The 17,599-nt window shown below is 60.6% G+C and carries 12 protein-coding genes and 1 other RNA gene; 2 read left to right on the top strand and 11 right to left on the bottom strand.

Annotated elements, in window-relative coordinates; translation table 11 throughout:
• Positions 1-68: 68 nt before the first annotated feature.
• The 4 genes from recR to dnaX all read right to left on the bottom strand — a co-directional run bounded on the left by recR (position 69) and on the right by dnaX (position 4,523).
• A complete protein-coding gene (recR, locus tag AB4N91_RS06480; RefSeq protein ID WP_460112195.1) occupies positions 69-671 on the bottom strand; it encodes a recombination mediator RecR in 603 nt (200 codons plus the stop codon).
• 65 nt (positions 672-736) lie between these two features.
• On the bottom strand, positions 737-1,771 hold the full coding sequence (locus AB4N91_RS06475) for an NADP-dependent oxidoreductase (protein WP_077748210.1): 1,035 nt from the start codon (positions 1,769-1,771) through the stop codon (positions 737-739).
• A 255-nt stretch (positions 1,772-2,026) separates the two neighbouring features.
• Entirely contained in the window at positions 2,027-2,365 is a 339-nt protein-coding gene (locus AB4N91_RS06470; RefSeq protein ID WP_007933349.1) for a YbaB/EbfC family nucleoid-associated protein, read from the bottom strand.
• 67 nt (positions 2,366-2,432) lie between these two features.
• Positions 2,433-4,523, bottom strand: a complete 2,091-nt coding sequence (dnaX, locus tag AB4N91_RS06465; RefSeq protein ID WP_154912825.1) for a DNA polymerase III subunit gamma/tau — start codon at positions 4,521-4,523, stop codon at positions 2,433-2,435.
• A gap of 144 nt (positions 4,524-4,667) precedes the next feature.
• Between dnaX and AB4N91_RS06460 the strand changes: the two genes are divergently transcribed.
• On the top strand, positions 4,668-5,417 hold the full coding sequence (locus AB4N91_RS06460; protein ID WP_424478891.1) for a substrate-binding periplasmic protein: 750 nt from the start codon (positions 4,668-4,670) through the stop codon (positions 5,415-5,417).
• Between the two features lie 141 nt (positions 5,418-5,558).
• On the opposite strand, the gene AB4N91_RS06455 is transcribed toward AB4N91_RS06460, so the two are convergent.
• Positions 5,559-7,259: a putative bifunctional diguanylate cyclase/phosphodiesterase gene (locus AB4N91_RS06455; RefSeq protein ID WP_083376170.1), complete on the bottom strand. Its 1,701-nt coding sequence runs from the start codon at positions 7,257-7,259 to the stop codon at positions 5,559-5,561.
• 303 nt (positions 7,260-7,562) lie between these two features.
• On the opposite strand from AB4N91_RS06455, the gene AB4N91_RS06450 reads away from it, so the two are divergent.
• Entirely contained in the window at positions 7,563-7,877 is a 315-nt protein-coding gene (locus AB4N91_RS06450; RefSeq protein WP_010456454.1) for a helix-turn-helix domain-containing protein, read from the top strand.
• A gap of 182 nt (positions 7,878-8,059) precedes the next feature.
• On the opposite strand, the gene ffs is transcribed toward AB4N91_RS06450, so the two are convergent.
• The 6 genes from ffs to AB4N91_RS06420 form a co-directional block, all read right to left on the bottom strand.
• An RNA gene (gene ffs / locus AB4N91_RS06445) (signal recognition particle sRNA small type) lies at positions 8,060-8,156 on the bottom strand.
• Positions 8,157-8,340: 184 nt separating this feature from the next.
• Entirely contained in the window at positions 8,341-9,507 is a 1,167-nt protein-coding gene (locus AB4N91_RS06440) for a zinc-binding metallopeptidase family protein (RefSeq protein WP_460112194.1), read from the bottom strand.
• A 168-nt stretch (positions 9,508-9,675) separates the two neighbouring features.
• Complete coding sequence (gene ligA, locus AB4N91_RS06435) at positions 9,676-12,033, bottom strand: NAD-dependent DNA ligase LigA (protein ID WP_282411499.1); 2,358 nt, start codon at positions 12,031-12,033, stop codon at positions 9,676-9,678.
• 91 nt (positions 12,034-12,124) lie between these two features.
• Positions 12,125-12,979: a cell division protein ZipA gene (gene zipA / locus AB4N91_RS06430; protein WP_010456461.1), complete on the bottom strand. Its 855-nt coding sequence runs from the start codon at positions 12,977-12,979 to the stop codon at positions 12,125-12,127.
• Positions 12,980-13,237: 258 nt separating this feature from the next.
• A complete protein-coding gene (gene smc / locus AB4N91_RS06425) occupies positions 13,238-16,726 on the bottom strand; it encodes a chromosome segregation protein SMC (protein WP_460112193.1) in 3,489 nt (1,162 codons plus the stop codon).
• Positions 16,727-16,728: 2 nt separating this feature from the next.
• Positions 16,729-17,388: a GntR family transcriptional regulator gene (locus AB4N91_RS06420; RefSeq protein WP_010456464.1), complete on the bottom strand. Its 660-nt coding sequence runs from the start codon at positions 17,386-17,388 to the stop codon at positions 16,729-16,731.
• Positions 17,389-17,599 lie beyond the last annotated feature (211 nt).

The following is a 17,599-nucleotide window of genomic DNA, read 5'->3' as shown; positions in this document are numbered from 1 at the left end:
CAACAGGATTGTTGTGAATCTGATGGACCGAGGCGCTTGGCTTGCTGGCGATGGCGTCGGTTCAGACGCTACAAAGCGATCGGCTTACGCCCGGCAAACGAATGCGCCAACGTCCCGCCATCCACCAGTTCCAGCTCACCCCCCAACGGCACGCCGTGGGCAATACGCGAAGCGACCAGGCCTTTGTTACTCAACAACTGCGCGATGTAATGCGCCGTCGCCTCACCTTCCACGGTCGGGTTGGTGGCCAGGATGACTTCAGTAAAGGAGCCCGCCTCTTCAATCCGCGCCAACAGCTGCGGAATGCCAATGGCCTCCGGCCCGAGGCCGTCGAGCGGCGAGAGATGGCCCTTGAGCACAAAGTAGCGACCCCGGAACCCGGTCTGCTCCACGGCGTAGACGTCCATAGGACCCTCCACCACGCAGAGCAAGGTGTCGTCACGGCGCGTATCGGCACATTGCGGGCACAGGTCGTCTTCGGTCAGCGTGCGGCATAACCGGCAATGGCCCACCCCTTCCATGGCGTGGCTCAGTGCCGACGCCAGTCGCGAACCCCCGCTGCGATCACGCTCAAGCAGTTGCAGCGCCATACGCTGGGCGGTTTTCTGACCGACACCTGGCAAAATTCGCAGGGCATCGATCAGTTGGCGAATCAAAGGGCTGAAGCTCATGGGGAAACGTCCGACAAATCAACGAGACGCGGTTTATACCCGCGCCTCTGTATAGCGTCAATTATTCAGTCCTGGGCGACCCGCACCACCAGTTTGCCGAAGTTGCGTCCTTCCAGCAGACCGATGAAGGCCTCAGGCGCATTCTCAAGGCCATCGACCACGTCTTCGCGGAACTTGACCTTGCCGTCACGCACCCACGGCGCCATGGCACTGACGAACTCCGGCTGACGATCACCGTAGTCGTCGAATACGATAAAGCCCTGAATGCGCACGCGCTTGGTCAGCAAGGTGCGTTGCAATTGCGGCAGGCGATCCGGGCCGGTCGGCGCTTCGTGGGCGTTGTAGGAAGCGATGAGGCCGCACAGTGGAATCCGCGCCTTGGCATTGAGCAACGGCACCACCGCGTCGAACACCTTGCCACCGACGTTCTCGTAGTAAATATCGATACCCTCGGGGCACGCCTGGGCCAGTTCATCGGCGAAGTTCGGGCTCTTGTGGTCAACGCAAGCGTCGAACCCCAATTCCTCCACCACGTAGCGGCATTTTTCCGCACCGCCCGCCACGCCCACGACGCGCAGGCCTTTGATCTTCGCCACCTGGCCGACCACCGAACCCACCGCGCCCGAGGCGGCCGCGACCACCAGGGTTTCGCCGGCCTTGGGCTGACCGATGTCCATCAGGCCCATGTACGCAGTCATGCCCGGCATGCCCAGCACACCCAGGGCCATGGACGGGGACGGCAAACCGCTTGGCACCGGAATGATGTTGCGACCGTCGCTGATGCTGTGGCTCTGCCAACCGGTGGCGCCCACCACCAGATCGCCTTCGTGGAATTTTGGATTCAGCGAGCGCTCGACGCGGCTGACAGCGCCTCCGGTCATGACCTCGCCGATTTCCACCGGTGCGGCGTAGGAAGGCGCGTCACTCATGCGGCCGCGCATGTAGGGGTCCAGCGAGAGGTATTGAGTCTTGAGCAGGACCTGGCCTTCGGCAAGTTCCGGCAGTGCTTCCCGTTCCAGGCGGAAATTCTCCGGTGTCGGCGCGCCTACAGGGCGGGACGCCAGGACGATACGTTGGTTGAGGGTCAATGCGTCTGGCATGTGAGCGTCTCCTGTGATCGATGAATTTCGGCGGTATAGGGAGCAGACCGTTGTGGAGGTGTGGCGTTCGATGTTTCGTCCGTTGGACCGAGGTGACTTCTTCGCGGCACCTGCAAGGTCAGCGATGCTTCTGTAGGAGCGAGGCTTGCCCGCGAAGGCTGCCTCACAGGCACCGCGTTTCCAACGGGCAGAAACAAAAATGCCAGGCGCGATGCCTGGCATTTTTTTGTAGCTCATCCGACGCGCTTTGGCGAATCAGAACGGCAGTTTCATACCCGGTGGCAGTTGCATGCCAGCGGTCATGCTGCCCATTTTGTCCTGGCTGTTGGCTTCGATCTTGCGCACGGCGTCGTTGACGGCGGCGGCGAACACGGCTTCGAGCATCTCTTTGTCGTCTTCGCTCAGGCCTTCAACCAGGCTCGGGTCGATGGTCACGCGCTTGACGTCGTGACGACCGGTCATCACCACGGTGACCATATCGCCGCCGGCTTTACCGGTGACTTCAGCGTTGGCCAGTTCTTCCTGCATCTTGGCCATTTTTTCCTGCATCTGCTGTGCCTGCTTCATCAGGCCGGCCATGCCACCTTTCATCATGGGAATCACCTCAAAAGTACTTGGATTTAAACAGCGCCCGGCCCTTGGGGCCAAACGCCTTCAGTTATTAGCCCTGACTGACCAGGGCTTCGACAGGTTCAATAGTATCGTTGCGAACCACCGCACCGAACTGCTGCATCATTTGCTGGATGAACGGATCACCGTGAATCGACTCCTCGGCCTCGCGCTGACGGTTCGCACGACGACGGGAAGCGGCCTGGGCCGGGGTTTCCTGCTCCGGCTTGATCAGCTCCATGCTCAGGGTCAGGGTGCGCCCGTGAAACTGGTTCAACGCATCGTTGAGACGCCGTTGCTGGGTCGCGTTGAACAAGGCGCTGTGGGCCGGGTCCAGGTGCATCAGCCAGTGGTCACCATCGACGGCGATCAGCGTGCAGTTGGCGGCGATGCTGCCGGTCATGCCAGAGATCGGCAGTTTCGGGAACAGTTCCAGCCATTGCAGGGCCAGGCCGGTGGCGGGCATGGCGGCCGGCTCAGGCTCGGGCTCCGGTGCTGGCTCGGCAGCGTGTTCACTGGCCAGTTCATCGAGGTAGCTGTAGGCCGAATCCATGTCCGGCTCGATGTAGTCTTCGTCCAGCGGCGGCTCGTCATCCAGGTCCACGCCCGGGGTGGCGGCATCGACGTCGGCCACCGACGGTTCCGGGATCGGCGCTGCGGCCCACTCCGGCGCGTCCGGCACCACGCTGTCCGGCGTCGGCAACGGCATGGGCGGCAGATCAGGTTGTTCGCTGGCGGTTTCCAGGACCGGCTCGACGGCGGGTTGCTGGACGGGTTCCGGCTCGACCGGGTCATTCCACGGCAAGTCGACCGCCGCCTCGACCGCGACCGGCTCAACCACAGGCTCGGCCACCACAACGGGCGCCACCGGTTCAGGCGCTGGGGCAGGAATCGCCGCCGCGACGGGCTCAGGCGCTGGCGCAACGGGCGCAACGGGTGCAACTGCCGCAGCGACTACCGGTGCCACCACCGGCGCGGCAGCCACTGAATTTGCGGAATCAACTGTGGCCTGGCTGATCCCCACTGGCTTTAGCGGTTGCCTCGGGGCGTCCGCGGTGTCCGCCGGTCGGAACGCGAGCATTCGCAGCAGGACCATTTCGAAGCCACCACGAGGGTCCGGCGCCAGCGGCAAGTCGCGGCGGCCGATCAGACCCATCTGGTAATAGAACTGCACATCTTCGGCCGGCAAGGCCTGGGCCAGTGCCAGCACCCGATCGCGGTCGCCATGACCGTTGTCGACGCCTTCAGGCAATGCCTGGGCGATGGCGACACGGTGCAGAACGTTGAGAATTTCCGAGAGCACGCCATTCCAGTCCGGGCCTTGTTCCGCCAGATGGCGGACACCTTCGAGCAAGGCCTTGGCGTCGCCTTCGATCAGCGCATGCAGAACGTCGTAGACCTGACCATGATCGAGCGTGCCCAGCATCGCCCGCACGTCGGCAGCCATGACCTTGCCTTCACCGAAGGCGATAGCCTGGTCGGTCAGACTCATGGCGTCACGCATCGAGCCGTCGGCGGCGCGGCCCAGCAGCCACAGTGCGTCGTCTTCGAACGGCACGTTCTCGACGCCCAGGACGTGGGTCAAATGCTCGACCACACGCTCCGGGGTCATGTTCTTGAGAGAGAACTGCAGGCACCGCGACAGAATGGTTGCAGGAAGTTTCTGCGGGTCGGTCGTCGCCAGGATGAACTTGACGTAGGGCGGCGGCTCTTCAAGGGTTTTCAACAGCGCATTGAAGGAATGGCTGGAGAGCATGTGCACTTCGTCGATCAGATAGACCTTGAAGCGGCCACGGCTCGGCGCGTATTGCACGTTATCGAGCAACTCGCGGGTGTCCTCGACCTTGGTCCGGCTCGCGGCGTCGATCTCGATCAGGTCGACAAAGCGGCCCTCATCGATTTCGCGGCACACCGAACACTCGCCGCACGGCGTCGAAGTGATACCTGTTTCACAGTTCAGGCATTTGGCGATGATCCGTGCGATGGTGGTCTTGCCGACCCCGCGCGTACCGGTGAACAGGTAGGCGTGATGCAGCCGCTGGCTGTCCAAGGCATTGATCAGAGCCTTGAGCACATGGGTCTGGCCGACCATTTCGCGGAACGAGCGCGGACGCCATTTACGTGCAAGAACCTGATAACTCATCGAAAACCGTCGCAACGAAGGAACAGAAGCGGCTAATGCTAGCGGAGCAAGGCCAAAATTGCATCCGGTGCGCTCGTCTAATCTGGCTAAGATGCACTTTGGGGGGCTTTTATCGGCTCAGGTTTGCGACGTACCGGAGCGTTTATGCGTTTTGCCTTGGGGGCACTGCTGTGGATAAGTCTGAGCGTCGCCGCCGCCGAAGCGCCGCTGCGTTTTGTGGTGCCCGACAGTTGGGCGATGCCGATGGTGCAACTGGAACGCGGGCAAGTGACCCAGGGCATCCTGTATGACGTGATGCTCAGCCTGGCGACCCAGGTCGGCTTGCCGGCCGAATTTCATGTGTTGCCCCGGGCGCGGGTGCAAAGCGCCATGGAACACGGCGAGGTCGATATCCGCTGCTATGCCGCGCAGTCCTGGCTGCCGAATCAGTCCGGCGACTACCTCTGGAGCATTCCCCTCTGGTTTCAGCGCGACATGCTGATCAGCCGGCAGGATCCGCAGCCTTTGGTGGTGCCTGCGAACTTGTCGCGGCAAGCCATCGGCACCGTGCTCGGCTACTCCTACCCCACCTTGCAACCGCTGTTCAATGCCGACCGTTTGCGCCGCGAAGACGCGCGCAACCAGGAACAAGTGCTGGAAAAACTCCACGCCGGGCGCTATCGCTACGCCGTGAGCAATCAATGGACACTGGACTGGTTCAATCAGCGCCTGTTACCCGACAAGCAACTCAAAGGCGTGGCGGTGCTGGAAGAACAGAGCGTCGGCTGCTACGTGCGCAACGACCCCAAGGTGCCGGTGCAACGCATACTGCGCACGTTGCTGCGGATGAAAATGTCGGGGGAGATTGATGACATTATCCGGCTTTATATCGGTTCGGGGCCTGGCACACTTTAAGCAAATCTTCTGATCAACACGAACCCCGTGGAAGCGAGCCTGCTCGCGATTGCGGTTTGCCATTCAACACTGATGGCGACTGCCAGATTGCTATCGCGAGCAGGCTCGCTCCTAAAGGGGATAAGTGTCGATTACAGAACTTCAGCCAACCTGATCCAGCGCTTGCCATTGCGGCGGCGCGACGAACCCCGCGACCCAACCCGGCACGTCGGCGGGGGGCATTGGCCGGGCGATGAAATAGCCTTGAGCCACTTCACACCCCAGTCGCAACAGCAACTCACCGTGCTCGATACTTTGCAGTCCTTCAGCAATCACCTGCCGGCCAAACGCCCGGGCCAGACCGATCACCGCCGTGGCCAGCGCCAGGTCATCGCGATCGTCCAGAATGTCACGCACAAACGACTTATCGATCTTGATGGTTTGGGTGCGCAATCGCTTGAGGTAGCTCAGCGACGAATAGCCAGTGCCGAAGTCGCCCAGTGAAAACTGCACCCCCAGCGCCTGACAGGCCTGCAAACAGTCGCTGACGTGCTGGATATTCTCGACCGCCACCGACTCGACGATTTCCAGGTCGAGCATCTGCGGCGCAATGTCGGCATGCCGGGCGAGGACGTGCCTGAGCCGGTCGACGAAATCCGCGCGCTGAAAATGCCGTGCCGCGATATTAATGCTGATCGGCCAGCCCTGCCCCGCCTGCTGCCAGTGGTGCAACTGCGTCAGCACCTGATCCATCACCCATTCACCGATGTCGACGATCAGGTCCGTCTCTTCCACAAACGGCAAAAACTCCCGGGCCGGCACCATGCCGTTTTGCGGGTGTTCCCAGCGCAACAGCGCCTCGAAGCCGACCACCACGCCAAGGCGCATGTTGACCTTGGGCTGGAAATGCAGACGCAACTCATCGGCGGCCAGCGCCTGGCGCACGCGCTCGACCGTCTGGTGAGTGGCCTTGACTTCCTGATCCCTGGACACGTCGAACAGATGGAATCGGTTGCGCCCGCGCTGCTTGGCCACGTACATGGCTTGATCGGCGTGACGCAGCAGGGTTTCAGCATCTTCATGGTCGAGTGGGAACAGCGTAACGCCGATGCTGGCGAACACATTGATGTCCTTGCCGTGCAAGGTATACGGCGCCGAAATCGCCCCCAGCACCCGGTTCAGCGCCGCGCGCAACTCCGGCAGATCCCGCACGTAACGCAACACCAGCACGAACTCGTCGCCGGCCAGCCGCGCCACGACATCTTCGCCACGCACGATGTGGCGCAAACGCTTGGCCACTTCAACCAATAATTGATCGCCACTGGCGTGACCGTAGCCGTCGTTGACCGCCTTGAACCCGTCAAGGTCGAGCATGCACACGGCGAGCGGGATGTTTTCCTTTCGGGAGAACTCCAGCGCCTGATCCAGCAGATCCGAGAGGAACGCGCGATTGGGCAGCCCGGTCAGCACGTCGTGCCCGACCCGCCATTGCAGGGAATGCAACAACTGGCGTTTTTCGCTGATGTCGAAACGAATCGACAGGTATCGGTCGACCCGTCCGGTGTCGTCATTGAGCACGGGCACCATGGTGCTTTCGACCCAGTACAGACTGCCATCCTTGGCGCGATTGCAGATTTCGCCCTTCCAGACGTTGCCCAGCGCGATGGTGCGCCACATACCGGCGAAGAAATCAGCGGTGTGCACGCCGGAGTTGAGGAGACGGTGGTTCTGCCCGAGCAACTCGTCGCGGCTATAACCGGACACGGCGCAGAACTGATCATTGACGTGGGTGATCCGGCCACTCAGGTCCGTCTCGGAAAAAATGGCGGCGGCATCCACGGCCCTGCGGTATTTCTCATCCATGAATCAGGCTCGCTGTCGCTAGCGGTGGGACTGCGCAAACACGTGTTCACTCCATGACCCGCATTTGATGACCGCGCAGAACCGAAGATCGGCTAGTCTCAAAAACCTCGTGCAAGGCCGGCAAAGGAGCGCAATGCTGGCGGTTTGGCGTTGCCCATTTTCTGGAAACAGATCACCAATCACCCCTTATTGGCGGCGATTCTACGAAACGCATCACATTTTGCAAAGCAAGGTGATGGATCATGCGGTTGTCTAATGCGAAAATCTATCGTTAAGTTCTTGATTCTAAATGGGAATTGAGCGATGCAAATTTCAAGTTTGGGTCCGGCCATCCGACGCTACCGCAAGGTCGCGGGGCTTACTCAGGCTGAACTCGGCGAAAAAACCGGTTTTGACCCCAAAACCATCAGCCGCTTTGAAACCGGAACCTATACCCCCAGCGTCGAAGCCTTGTTCTTGCTTGCCGACGTGCTGGACGTAAAGCTGAAAGCCTTTTTCGCCGATATGGGTGATGAAGATGAACAGCGGGCGTATCTGTTCGGTGTCATCCATAAAGCCACCCCGAAGGATCTGGGAAAGCTGATCGCAGCGGTTGACCAGGCCTTGTCCAAGCCTTAGTGGTGGAAATGAAAAAGGAGGCCGACGTGTCTGATACGACACATCGGCCTCCTTTTTTATATTCATTCTAAAAATCAGGAACGACAAAAAACCGCCTGGATCAAGGGCCATGGCAGCAACACACACTAAGTATTTTCAGACAGAAAACGCGAGAGAGGGCTCGCGGTGCGTTATGGAGGCAACCCCACCAGCCACACCCCGGCACACAATGTTCCCGCTGTGGCTGCTTCCTTCCGGATCTGACCAGGTTCACGGGTAATCGTTGCGGGGGGACCGATGGGGTCACCATAACGACGCTCACCTGACAGCGAGCCGCGCCATTGTACCTATCTGGGACGAAGTTACAACCGTTCGGGGGGATTAAAAAATATGTGTTGGTTCAAGGACATGCAAAGTCTGCAGAACACCGTAGTCATGTAGCAGCTGTCGAGCTTGCGAGGCTGCTGCAAGTGAATGCAGGCGGCTACAGGTCTTGCAACACCTCATCCGCCCTGCCGCCCTCCTGCTGGATCACCAGATGGATGAAGTGCAGTTTGGCGATAACCGCTGGCGGCAGCACAAACGGATAGAAATCCGGCTGCCCCATGCTCCGCGACAGCTCGTTGAGCATGCCGGCCAGTTCGATCCATGCGTTGACGAACGACAGGAACGCCGCGCCGCCGGGATGCTGTGGATCGTAGAGCGTGTCGAGCGGGAATGGCTGGTAGTCGAAATCCATCTCGCGCGCGCTCATGCCAAACCCCAGCGCCGTGTCCACCGCGTCCATCATGTGCAGGTAATGCGCCCAGGTTTCCGCCCAATCTTCCCATGGATGCATGGTGGCGTAGGCGCTGACACATTGCTGCTGCCAGTCGAGCGGTGCGCCTTGCTGATAATGGCGTTCGAGGGCGTCGGCGTAGCTGAGACGCTCGTCGCCGAACAGGCTGCGAAACGGTTCCAGCCAATGACTCTTGGCGATCAGCCGGTCCCAGTAGTAATGCCCGACTTCATGACGAAAATGCCCGAGCAGCGTGCGATAAGGCTCGTGCATTTGCACCCGGACCTTTTCGCGGTGGGCGTCATCGGCCTCCTTGATATCGAGGGTGATCAGGCCATTGGCGTGCCCCGTGGTCGGCGGTTTGCCTTCCAGGTCAACACCGATGAAATCGAAGGCGAGACCGGTCTGTTCGTCGACGCTTTTGGGAATCACCTGCAATCCCAGGCTGATCAACTGCGCGACCAGACGCCGCTTGGCGGTTTCGACCTGACGCCAGCGTTCGTGGTTTTCGGCAATTGAGAGGTCAGGGATGGTGCGATTCAGGCTACAGGCGATGCACAGCGAATCATGGTCATTGGCGGCCAGCAGCCAATTACACGCCGCCGGGGAATCGAGGTTGGCGCAGCGCCGGAACAGGCCGGCTTCGGGGTCGGCGTCAAGCAACCAGGTATCCGCCAGCACACCCGGCTGCAGCGAGGACAGGCGACTCTGCTCCGGCTGATAGCCCAAGGCTGCCGAACAGGCCAGGCACTGGCTGTTGCGAAAGAAAAGCGACTGCCCGCAGCGGCACTGCCAGACCTTGCTGTTGCGCGAACTTCCACCCATGAAGGGCGCGGCGATGCGTGAGCTGAGCTGTTCGAAGAAGCGGTACATGGCGATCTCTCCCTGGGGCTTGCCAAGACTAGATCATTCCCCAGCGAGGATCGTTCCGTTTTCTGTGGCGAGGGAGCTTGCTCCCGCTCGGCTGCGAAGCGCTGCCCGAAGTCTTGGCGACTGCTGCGCAGTCGAACGGGAGCAAGCTCCCTCGCCACAGGTTGGGTGTCAGACAGAGATGCCGTGTTTTTTCAGGAAATCGACAAACGCCTCTTCATCGAGCACTTTCAGTCCCAATTCATTGGCCTTGGCCAACTTCGAACCGGCACCCGGCCCGGCCACCACGCAATGGGTCTTGGCCGACACCGAACCGGCCACCTTGGCCCCGAGGCTTTCGAGTTTGTCCTTGGCGATATCACGGCTCATCAATTCCAGCGAACCGGTCAGCACCCAGGTCTGCCCAGCCAGCGGCAGGCCTTCGACGACTTTTTTCTCGCTCTGCCAATGCATGCCGAAATCACGCAACTGCTGTTCAGCCGCCTCAGCTATCTGACGGTTTTCAGCAACCGCGAAAAACGCTCGAACCGAATTCGCCTGCTTCTCCGGCAAGGCCTGGCGCATGTCCAGCCAATCGGCGTTCATGACCGATTCCAGCGAACCAAACTTGTCCGCCAGCTTCTGCGCCCCGCCCGGCCCGACCGACGGAATGTTCAGCTTGTCGAGGAAACCGCCCAGCGTCGTGCTGGCAGCAAATTCGGCCCCCAGCTCGCCCTGATCCTGAATCTGCAGGCCGTGCTCGAGCAACTTCGCAATAACCTGCTGGTTATGCGCATCTTCAAAGAAGCTGTGAATCTCGTGAGCCACTTCCAGGCCGACATCCGGCAAGTACGTGAGCACTTGCGGCAACGCCTGCTGAACCCGCTCCAGTGAGCCGAGAGAGCGCGCCAGGACCTTGGCCGTCTCTTCGCCGACGTCAGGAATACCGAGGGCATAGATGAACCGTGCCAGGCTCGGTGTCTTGCTGTCCTTGATCGCGGCGAGCAGTTTATTGCTCGACAGCTCGGCAAAGCCTTCGAGATCGACAATGTCCTCGAACTTCAAGGCATACAGATCGGCGGGAGAACTCACCAGCCCCTCATCGACCAATTGCTCAACGCTCTTGTCGCCCAGGCCTTCAATGTCCATCGCACGACGGGAGACGAAGTGAATGATCGCCTGCTTGAGTTGCGCACCGCAGGCCAGACGACCGACACAGCGGTAAACCGCCCCTTCGCTGACGGTCTCGCGACCCTTGCTGCGCTTGACCAGCTGCGTGCGCTCGACATGCGAGCCGCACACCGGGCACTGCTGCGGAATCTGTACCGGACGCGCGTCGTCCGGGCGGCGATCCATGATCACTTGCACCACTTGCGGAATCACGTCGCCCGCGCGGCGGATGATCACGGTGTCGCCGATCATCAGGCCCAGGCGAGCCACTTCGTCCATGTTGTGCAACGTCGCATTGGCCACGGTGACACCGGCGACCTTGACCGGCCTCAAGCGCGCCACGGGCGTAACGGCACCGGTGCGGCCGACCTGGAATTCGACGTCGAGCAGTTCGGTGAGCTCTTCCATGGCCGGGAATTTGTGGGCAATTGCCCAACGCGGTTCGCGCGCGCGAAAACCGAGCTCACGCTGGGACGCGATGCTGTTGACCTTGAACACCACGCCATCGATTTCATAGGCCAGGCCGTTGCGGCGCTCACCGATGTCGCGGTAGTAATCCAGGCATTCATCAATGCCGTGCGCCAGTTTCAGCTCGCGACTGATCGGCAGGCCCCAGGTCTGCAGCTGCTTGAGATTACCGATGTGCGTATCGGCGATATCCGCCGAAATCTGGCCGATACCGTAGCAGCAGAACTCCAGCGGACGGTTGGCGGTGATCTTCGAATCCAGCTGCCGCAAGCTGCCCGCCGCCGCGTTGCGCGGGTTGGCGAAGGTCTTGCCGCCGACCTCCAGCTGCGTGGCGTTCAGGCGCTCGAAACCGGCCTTGGACATGAACACTTCGCCGCGCACTTCCAGGGTCGCCGGCCAGCCGGTTCCCTGTAGCTTCAGCGGGATGTTGCGCACGGTGCGCACGTTGACGCTGATGTCTTCGCCGGTGGTGCCGTCGCCGCGCGTCGCACCGCGCACCAACATACCATCCTGATAAAGCAGGCTGACCGCCAGGCCATCGAGCTTGGGTTCGCAGCTGTATTCCACCGCCGCGCCGCCGCCAAACAGGTCGCCGGCCGGCAAGTCGAGACCTTCCGTTACCCGGCGATCGAACTCGCGCATGTCGCTTTCTTCGAAGGCGTTGCCGAGGCTGAGCATCGGCACTTCGTGGCGTACCTGGGTGAACGCCGACAGCGCCGCGCTGCCGACGCGCTGGGTCGGCGAGTCGCTGGTGACCAGCTCGGGATGGGCGGCTTCAAGGGCCTTGAGTTCATGGAACAAACGATCGTATTCGACGTCCGGAACGCTCGGCTCGTCCAGCACGTGGTAACGGTAGTTGTGCTGATCCAGCTCAGCGCGCAGCTCGAGAATGCGGGTTTTGGCGGCGGTCATGGGTGTTCTCTCATAAAGCAAAAGAGCAGCCGAGGCTGCTCAATCTATTTTGCTGATCGTCCCGCGCACCGCGCGGGGACAACCTTTTGAATCAACGTTTCTGAGTCAGGGCGCGACGTTCGAATTCGACGATGCGCTGACGGTAATGCTCGATCGTCTGGGCGGTCAGCACGCTGCGCTGGTCGTCTTTCAGTTCGCCGTTCAGCTCCTGGGACAATTTGCGCGCCGCGGCCACCATCACGTCGAAGGCTTGCTTCGGATGACGCGGGCCTGGCAGACCGAGGAAGAAGCTCACCGCCGGCGTGCTGAAGTGGTCGATGTCGTCCAGATCGAAGACGCCCGGCTTGACCGCATTGGCCATGGAGAACAACACCTCACCGTTGCCGGCCATGCTCTCGTGACGGTGGAAAATATCCATTTCGCCGAAACGCAGACCGCTCTCCAGAATGTTCTGCAACAACGCCGGGCCCTTGAAGCCGGCAGCGTCACGGCAGATCACGCTGATCACCAGCACTTCTTCGGCTTGCGGTTGTTCCTTGTCGCTGACCGACGGCGAGGACTTGGTGTCATCCGGGAAGTCGTCGTCACGGCTGCTGAAGCTCGGGCCGCCGTCCAGGTCCAGGCTGAGGTTCATGTCGCCCTGGGAAGGCTCGCCATGGCCACGCTTGCCGCGCTTGGAACCCGATTCACGCGGTTCACGGGCAGGCATGCTCACCGACGGCAGATCATGCTCGTCCAGTTGCGGTTCCTTATGCGTGTCCAGCACGCGGGGCGGGCCCAACAGCTCGGCGCTGGTGTCCTCGTCCGGCAGGTTGGACAAACTTCGGTCAAGACGGAATTTCAGTTTTCCCTTGCCGCCGCGCATGCGACGCCAGCCATCGAAAAGAATACCGGCAATGACAATAATGCCGATGACGATCAGCCACTCGCGCAGACCGATTTCCATGTAATCCCGTGCCTCTATAAAAAATGCTGAAAAATAAGGGGTTTACAACTCGCAAACCGCTTTAAAACGTGGCGCCAACTCTATGTTCTGACAGGCGTTTTGCCCACGTATACGAAAAATTGACATTAAACTAGCACGACCAAAGGCAACTTTACACCGTCTGTCACAATGGCTCGCGCGAATATGTCGATTGGCCAGCAAGTCAAGACAGGTAAAAAAGTCCTACAGACCAAAAATACTTGCCCTACAGGCACCGGCTCAGGCCTCCACCATCGCCATCGCCTCCTCGACATCCACTGCCACCAGACGCGAACAACCCGGTTCGTGCATCGTTACCCCCATCAGTTGATCGGCCATTTCCATGGCGATCTTGTTGTGGGTGATGTAGATGAACTGAACCGTCTGCGACATCTCTTTGACCAACCGTGCGTAGCGTCCAACGTTCGCGTCGTCCAGCGGCGCGTCAACTTCATCGAGCATGCAGAACGGTGCCGGATTCAACTTGAAGATCGCAAAAACCAGGGCCAATGCGGTCAGGGCTTTTTCGCCACCGGAGAGCAAATGGATGGTGCTGTTCTTCTTTCCTGGCGGCTGCGCCATGATCGTTACCCCTGTATCGAGTAGATCTTCGCCCGTCAGTTCCAAATACGCGCGCCCTCCACCGAAAACTTTTGGGAAAAGGGCCTGTAATCCGCCATTGATCTGATCAAAGGTATCTTTGAAGCGGTTTCGGGTTTCCTTGTCGATCTTGCGAATCACGTTTTCCAGAGTGTCCAGCGCTTCCACCAGATCGTCGTTCTGCGCATCCAGATAACGTTTACGCTCGGATTGTTGCTGGTATTCGTCGATGGCCGCCAGGTTGATCGCACCGAGGCGCTGAATGCGCGCGGCAATGCGTTCGAGTTCTTCTTCAGCGTCTTTCTCGCTGGCCTCGGCGGTCAGCGTGGCGAGCACGCCATGCAGGTCGTAGCCATCCTCAAGCAACTGATCTTCGAGGGTCTTGCGTCGCACGGTCAGGGCCTGCCATTCCATGCGCTGGGTTTCCATCTGGCCACGGATCAACTGCGATTGCTGCTCGGCCTGGCTGCGTCGTTTTTCCGCATCACGCAATTCACGGTCAGCGTCTTCCAGAGCGATCTGAGCCGACTTCATTTCTTCGTCGACCGTCATGCGCTTATCGAGCAACTCTTCGAGTTTCAGGCGCAGCTCTTCCAGCGGTGCCTCGCCCTCCTCCAGATTGAGGCTCAGCTGTTCGCGTTTCTCGGTCAGGCGCTCGGACTGCATCTCCAGGCGTTCCAGCGCCTGACGCGTCGAGTCATGTTGCGCCTTGAGCGAGCCGAGGCGTACCGCCAACTGATGGGCGTGATCCTTGTGTTGCCGGGCTTCCTGACGCACGCGATCGAGTCGCTCGCGCAAGCTGTCGCGCTGGGCCAGCAGCAACTCGCGCTGCTCGGTGTCCAGCGCCATGGCGTCGAGGGCATCCTGCAATTGCAGGCGCGCTTCGCCGATGTTTTCGTGCTCCAGCGCCCGTTGCTCGGCCAGCTCGGTGAGTTCTTCATCGAGGCGGGTTCGACGCAACGTCAGCTGCTCAACCTTGGCCTTGCCGGCCGACAACTGAGCTTTCAATTCGCCTTGCTGACGCGCTTCGTCTTGCAGCAAACGGCGCAAATGTTCGCGACCGTTTTCCTGCTGGCGCTGCTGCGCCCTGAGCGTCTGAAGTTGGGTTTCCAGGGTTTCGACCGTGGCCTCGCGCTCTTCGCGCTCGATGCTCAGACGCTGGATTTCCTGCCCACGGGCGAGCACGCCGCTTTCCGCTTCGCTGGCCCGGCGAACACGTAGAAAGTGTCGGCCAACCCAATAGCCGTCGCGACTGATCAAGCTCTGGCCGACACTTAGCTGACTGCGCAGGGCCAACGCTTGCTCAAGATTCTCAACCGGTTTGACCTGTCCCAGCCAGGGCGACAGATCGATCTGCGCTTCAACCTTGTCAAGCAGGCTGCCCGGTACGCGCACGCCATCACTGGCCGGGCTGAGCAAACGCAAATCGCCTTGGGCAAAACCGGCCAGATCGAAATCGCCGAAGTCGTCCACCAGCACCGCCTGGAGGTCGGCACCGAGCACGGTTTCCACCGCCAGCTCCCAACCCGCCTCGACTTTCAGTCCTTCGGCCAGACGCGGGCGGTCCGCCAGGTGCTGTTCGCGCAGCCATTGCGCGGTGCCGGTGCCCGGATCGAGCGCGGCTTGCTGCAAGGCTTCAAGGGACGCAAGGCGACCGTTGAGGCGCTGCAAATCACCCTGGGCCTGCTGCTGATTTTGCAGCGCTAATTGCAATTCCTGACGCAGTTGCTCAAGGCGTTCGACCTGAGCCTCTTCGCTGGCCTGTAAATCTTCAAGCGTCGCTTCGCTCGCAGCCAGTTGCTCGCTGAGCTCCATGATCGCCGCATCTTCCGGGTCCGCCGAGAGCAACGCGCGCTCTTCGCCAAGTCGCTTCTGGCGATCGGCCAGACGCTCCATGCTGGTTTCGAGTTGCTGAATGCGTGACTGCTGAACCTCGGACTGGCGACGCGGCTCGGCGGCCGTGAGGTTGAAGGTGTCCCACTGCTCCTGCCAGCCGTGCATGGTGGTTTCGGATTCTTCCAGCGCAGCGGCGGCTTCTTCGGCGGCGGCGCTGGTGACTTCCTGCTCCGGCGTGAGCATGTCCAGCTCTTCACCCAGGGTCAGCAGCAAGGTGCGGTCGTGGCCGAGGTGAGATTCGGTTTCCAGTCGCGCACGCTCGGCTTCTTTAAGATCATCCTGCAACTGCCGCAAACGCTGCTGACCGTGCTGGATGCTCTGCTCGACCCGGGCGATGTCGCCGCCGACCGAATAGAAGCGTCCCTGCACCAGATTGAAGCGCTCGGACAGATCATGGTGCCCGTCACGCAAGCGCTCGATGGCCGCATCGGCGTTGCGCTGTTCAGCGACCAACGCTTCGAACGTGACTTCCTGATTGCCAATGACTGCTTCGCGCTGCCCGACCTGTTCGTTCAAAGCCTGCCAGCGCAGGGCTGACAGCTGGGCCTTGAGCTGACGCTCCTCGCCTTTGTATTCCTGATACTTCTTAGCGGCCTCGGCCTGGCGATGCAAACGCTCAAGCTGACGCTCGAGTTCTTCACGCAAATCGGTCAGGCGGGCCAGGTTTTCATGGGTGCGACGGATACGGTTTTCGGTCTCGCGCCGACGCTCCTTGTACTTGGAGATGCCCGCCGCTTCTTCGATGAAGTTGCGCAGGTCTTCGGGCTTGGACTCGATCAGCTTGGAGATCATCCCCTGCTCGATGATCGAATAGCTGCGCGGGCCCAGGCCTGTGCCCAGAAAGATGTCGGTGATATCGCGACGACGGCATTTGGTGCCGTTGAGGTAGTAGGTGGTCTGGCTGTCGCGGGTCACTTTGCGGCGAATGGAAATTTCCGCATAGGCGGCGTATTCGCCAAGCAGCGTGCCGTCGGAGTTATCGAACACCAGCTCGATACTCGCCTGACTCACGGGCTTACGGCTGGTCGAACCGTTGAAGATGACGTCGGTCATCGACTCGCCACGGAGGTTCTTCGCCGAACTTTCGCCCATCACCCAGCGAACGGCGTCGATGATGTTCGACTTGCCGCAGCCATTGGGCCCTACCACGGCCGCCATGTTGCTGGGGAAGTTCACGGTGGTCGGGTCGACGAAGGATTTGAACCCGGCCAGTTTTATGCACTTGAGCCGCACGCTTAAGCGTCCGTCAGGGCAGAAACCACCAGATCGCAACTGCGCTGGGCATAGGCCGTCAGCACTTCGCGGATCAGCGGAAAGTCACGGGCCAGCACGGCGGCCAGCAAACGTTCGAACAACTCCAGGAACTCGCTCATCGACGCCTTGCGCTGGTCCAGGGCGAGGAAGTACGCACGGCTCATCGCCGGTTGCAGGTTCTCGACGGTTTCCTGCAAGTACGGATTGTTGGCAAACGGGTACGCGGCGCGCATCACATTGAAGCTGTCGTCGACGAAGGTGCGGATGTCCTGACGCTCATAGCTGGCGGCCAGGCGCTGCTGGATCTGCACGAACGGCGCCATGTCAGACTGGACCTGCCAGCCTTTGGCGACGGCGTTGCCGAGCAAGATGTACAGCTCGCTCATCAGCGTGCACAGGCTCTGCACCTTGTGTGCGGTGAGTTCGGTAACGTGGGCACCGCGGCGCGGCAGGATCGCGATCAGGTGGCGGCGCTCGAGGATCAGCAAGGCTTCGCGGACCGAACCGCGGCTGACATTGAGGGCCAGCGTGACCTTCTGTTCCTGGATGCGCTCCCCGGGCTTCATTTCGCCACGAATGATGCGTTCGGCGAGGTGGTGAGCAATTTGCTCGGCGAGGCTGTCCGGCGCCTTGAACGTCATGGTTGTCCTTCAAACTCTTCGATCTGCACAAGCGGCGCAGTGTAGCGCACATGAAGGGTCATGGCGGAGTGCCCACTCAGCGGTTTTTGGCACGAATCAAGCAAAAAGCAGGCTAACCCGCGAGGGTCAATAATGAAGGAACGAGTCGTTGATCGACAAAATGGCGTTTCCTGACCTTTAAGTCAGAAAATCATTGACCGCAAAGTCAGAC

It is taken from the genome of Pseudomonas sp. H3_D04 (assembly GCF_054669175.1).
Note: the sequence above shows the minus strand (reverse complement) of the source record. Positions and strands in the feature narration are given on the sequence as shown.

Coding starts and splice junctions, on each gene's coding strand:
- ligA (WP_282411499.1), bottom strand. CDS start 12,033: ATGACCGCCGCCAAAACCCGCATTCTCGAGCTGCGCGCTGAGCTGGAT.
- AB4N91_RS06460 (WP_424478891.1), top strand. CDS start 4,668: ATGCGTTTTGCCTTGGGGGCACTGCTGTGGATAAGTCTGAGCGTCGCC.
- AB4N91_RS06475 (WP_077748210.1), bottom strand. CDS start 1,771: ATGCCAGACGCATTGACCCTCAACCAACGTATCGTCCTGGCGTCCCGC.
- AB4N91_RS06455 (WP_083376170.1), bottom strand. CDS start 7,259: ATGGATGAGAAATACCGCAGGGCCGTGGATGCCGCCGCCATTTTTTCC.
- AB4N91_RS06450 (WP_010456454.1), top strand. CDS start 7,563: ATGCAAATTTCAAGTTTGGGTCCGGCCATCCGACGCTACCGCAAGGTC.
- AB4N91_RS06440 (WP_460112194.1), bottom strand. CDS start 9,507: ATGTACCGCTTCTTCGAACAGCTCAGCTCACGCATCGCCGCGCCCTTC.
- recR (WP_460112195.1), bottom strand. CDS start 671: ATGAGCTTCAGCCCTTTGATTCGCCAACTGATCGATGCCCTGCGAATT.
- zipA (WP_010456461.1), bottom strand. CDS start 12,979: ATGGAAATCGGTCTGCGCGAGTGGCTGATCGTCATCGGCATTATTGTC.
- AB4N91_RS06420 (WP_010456464.1), bottom strand. CDS start 17,388: ATGACGTTCAAGGCGCCGGACAGCCTCGCCGAGCAAATTGCTCACCAC.
- AB4N91_RS06470 (WP_007933349.1), bottom strand. CDS start 2,365: ATGATGAAAGGTGGCATGGCCGGCCTGATGAAGCAGGCACAGCAGATG.
- dnaX (WP_154912825.1), bottom strand. CDS start 4,523: ATGAGTTATCAGGTTCTTGCACGTAAATGGCGTCCGCGCTCGTTCCGC.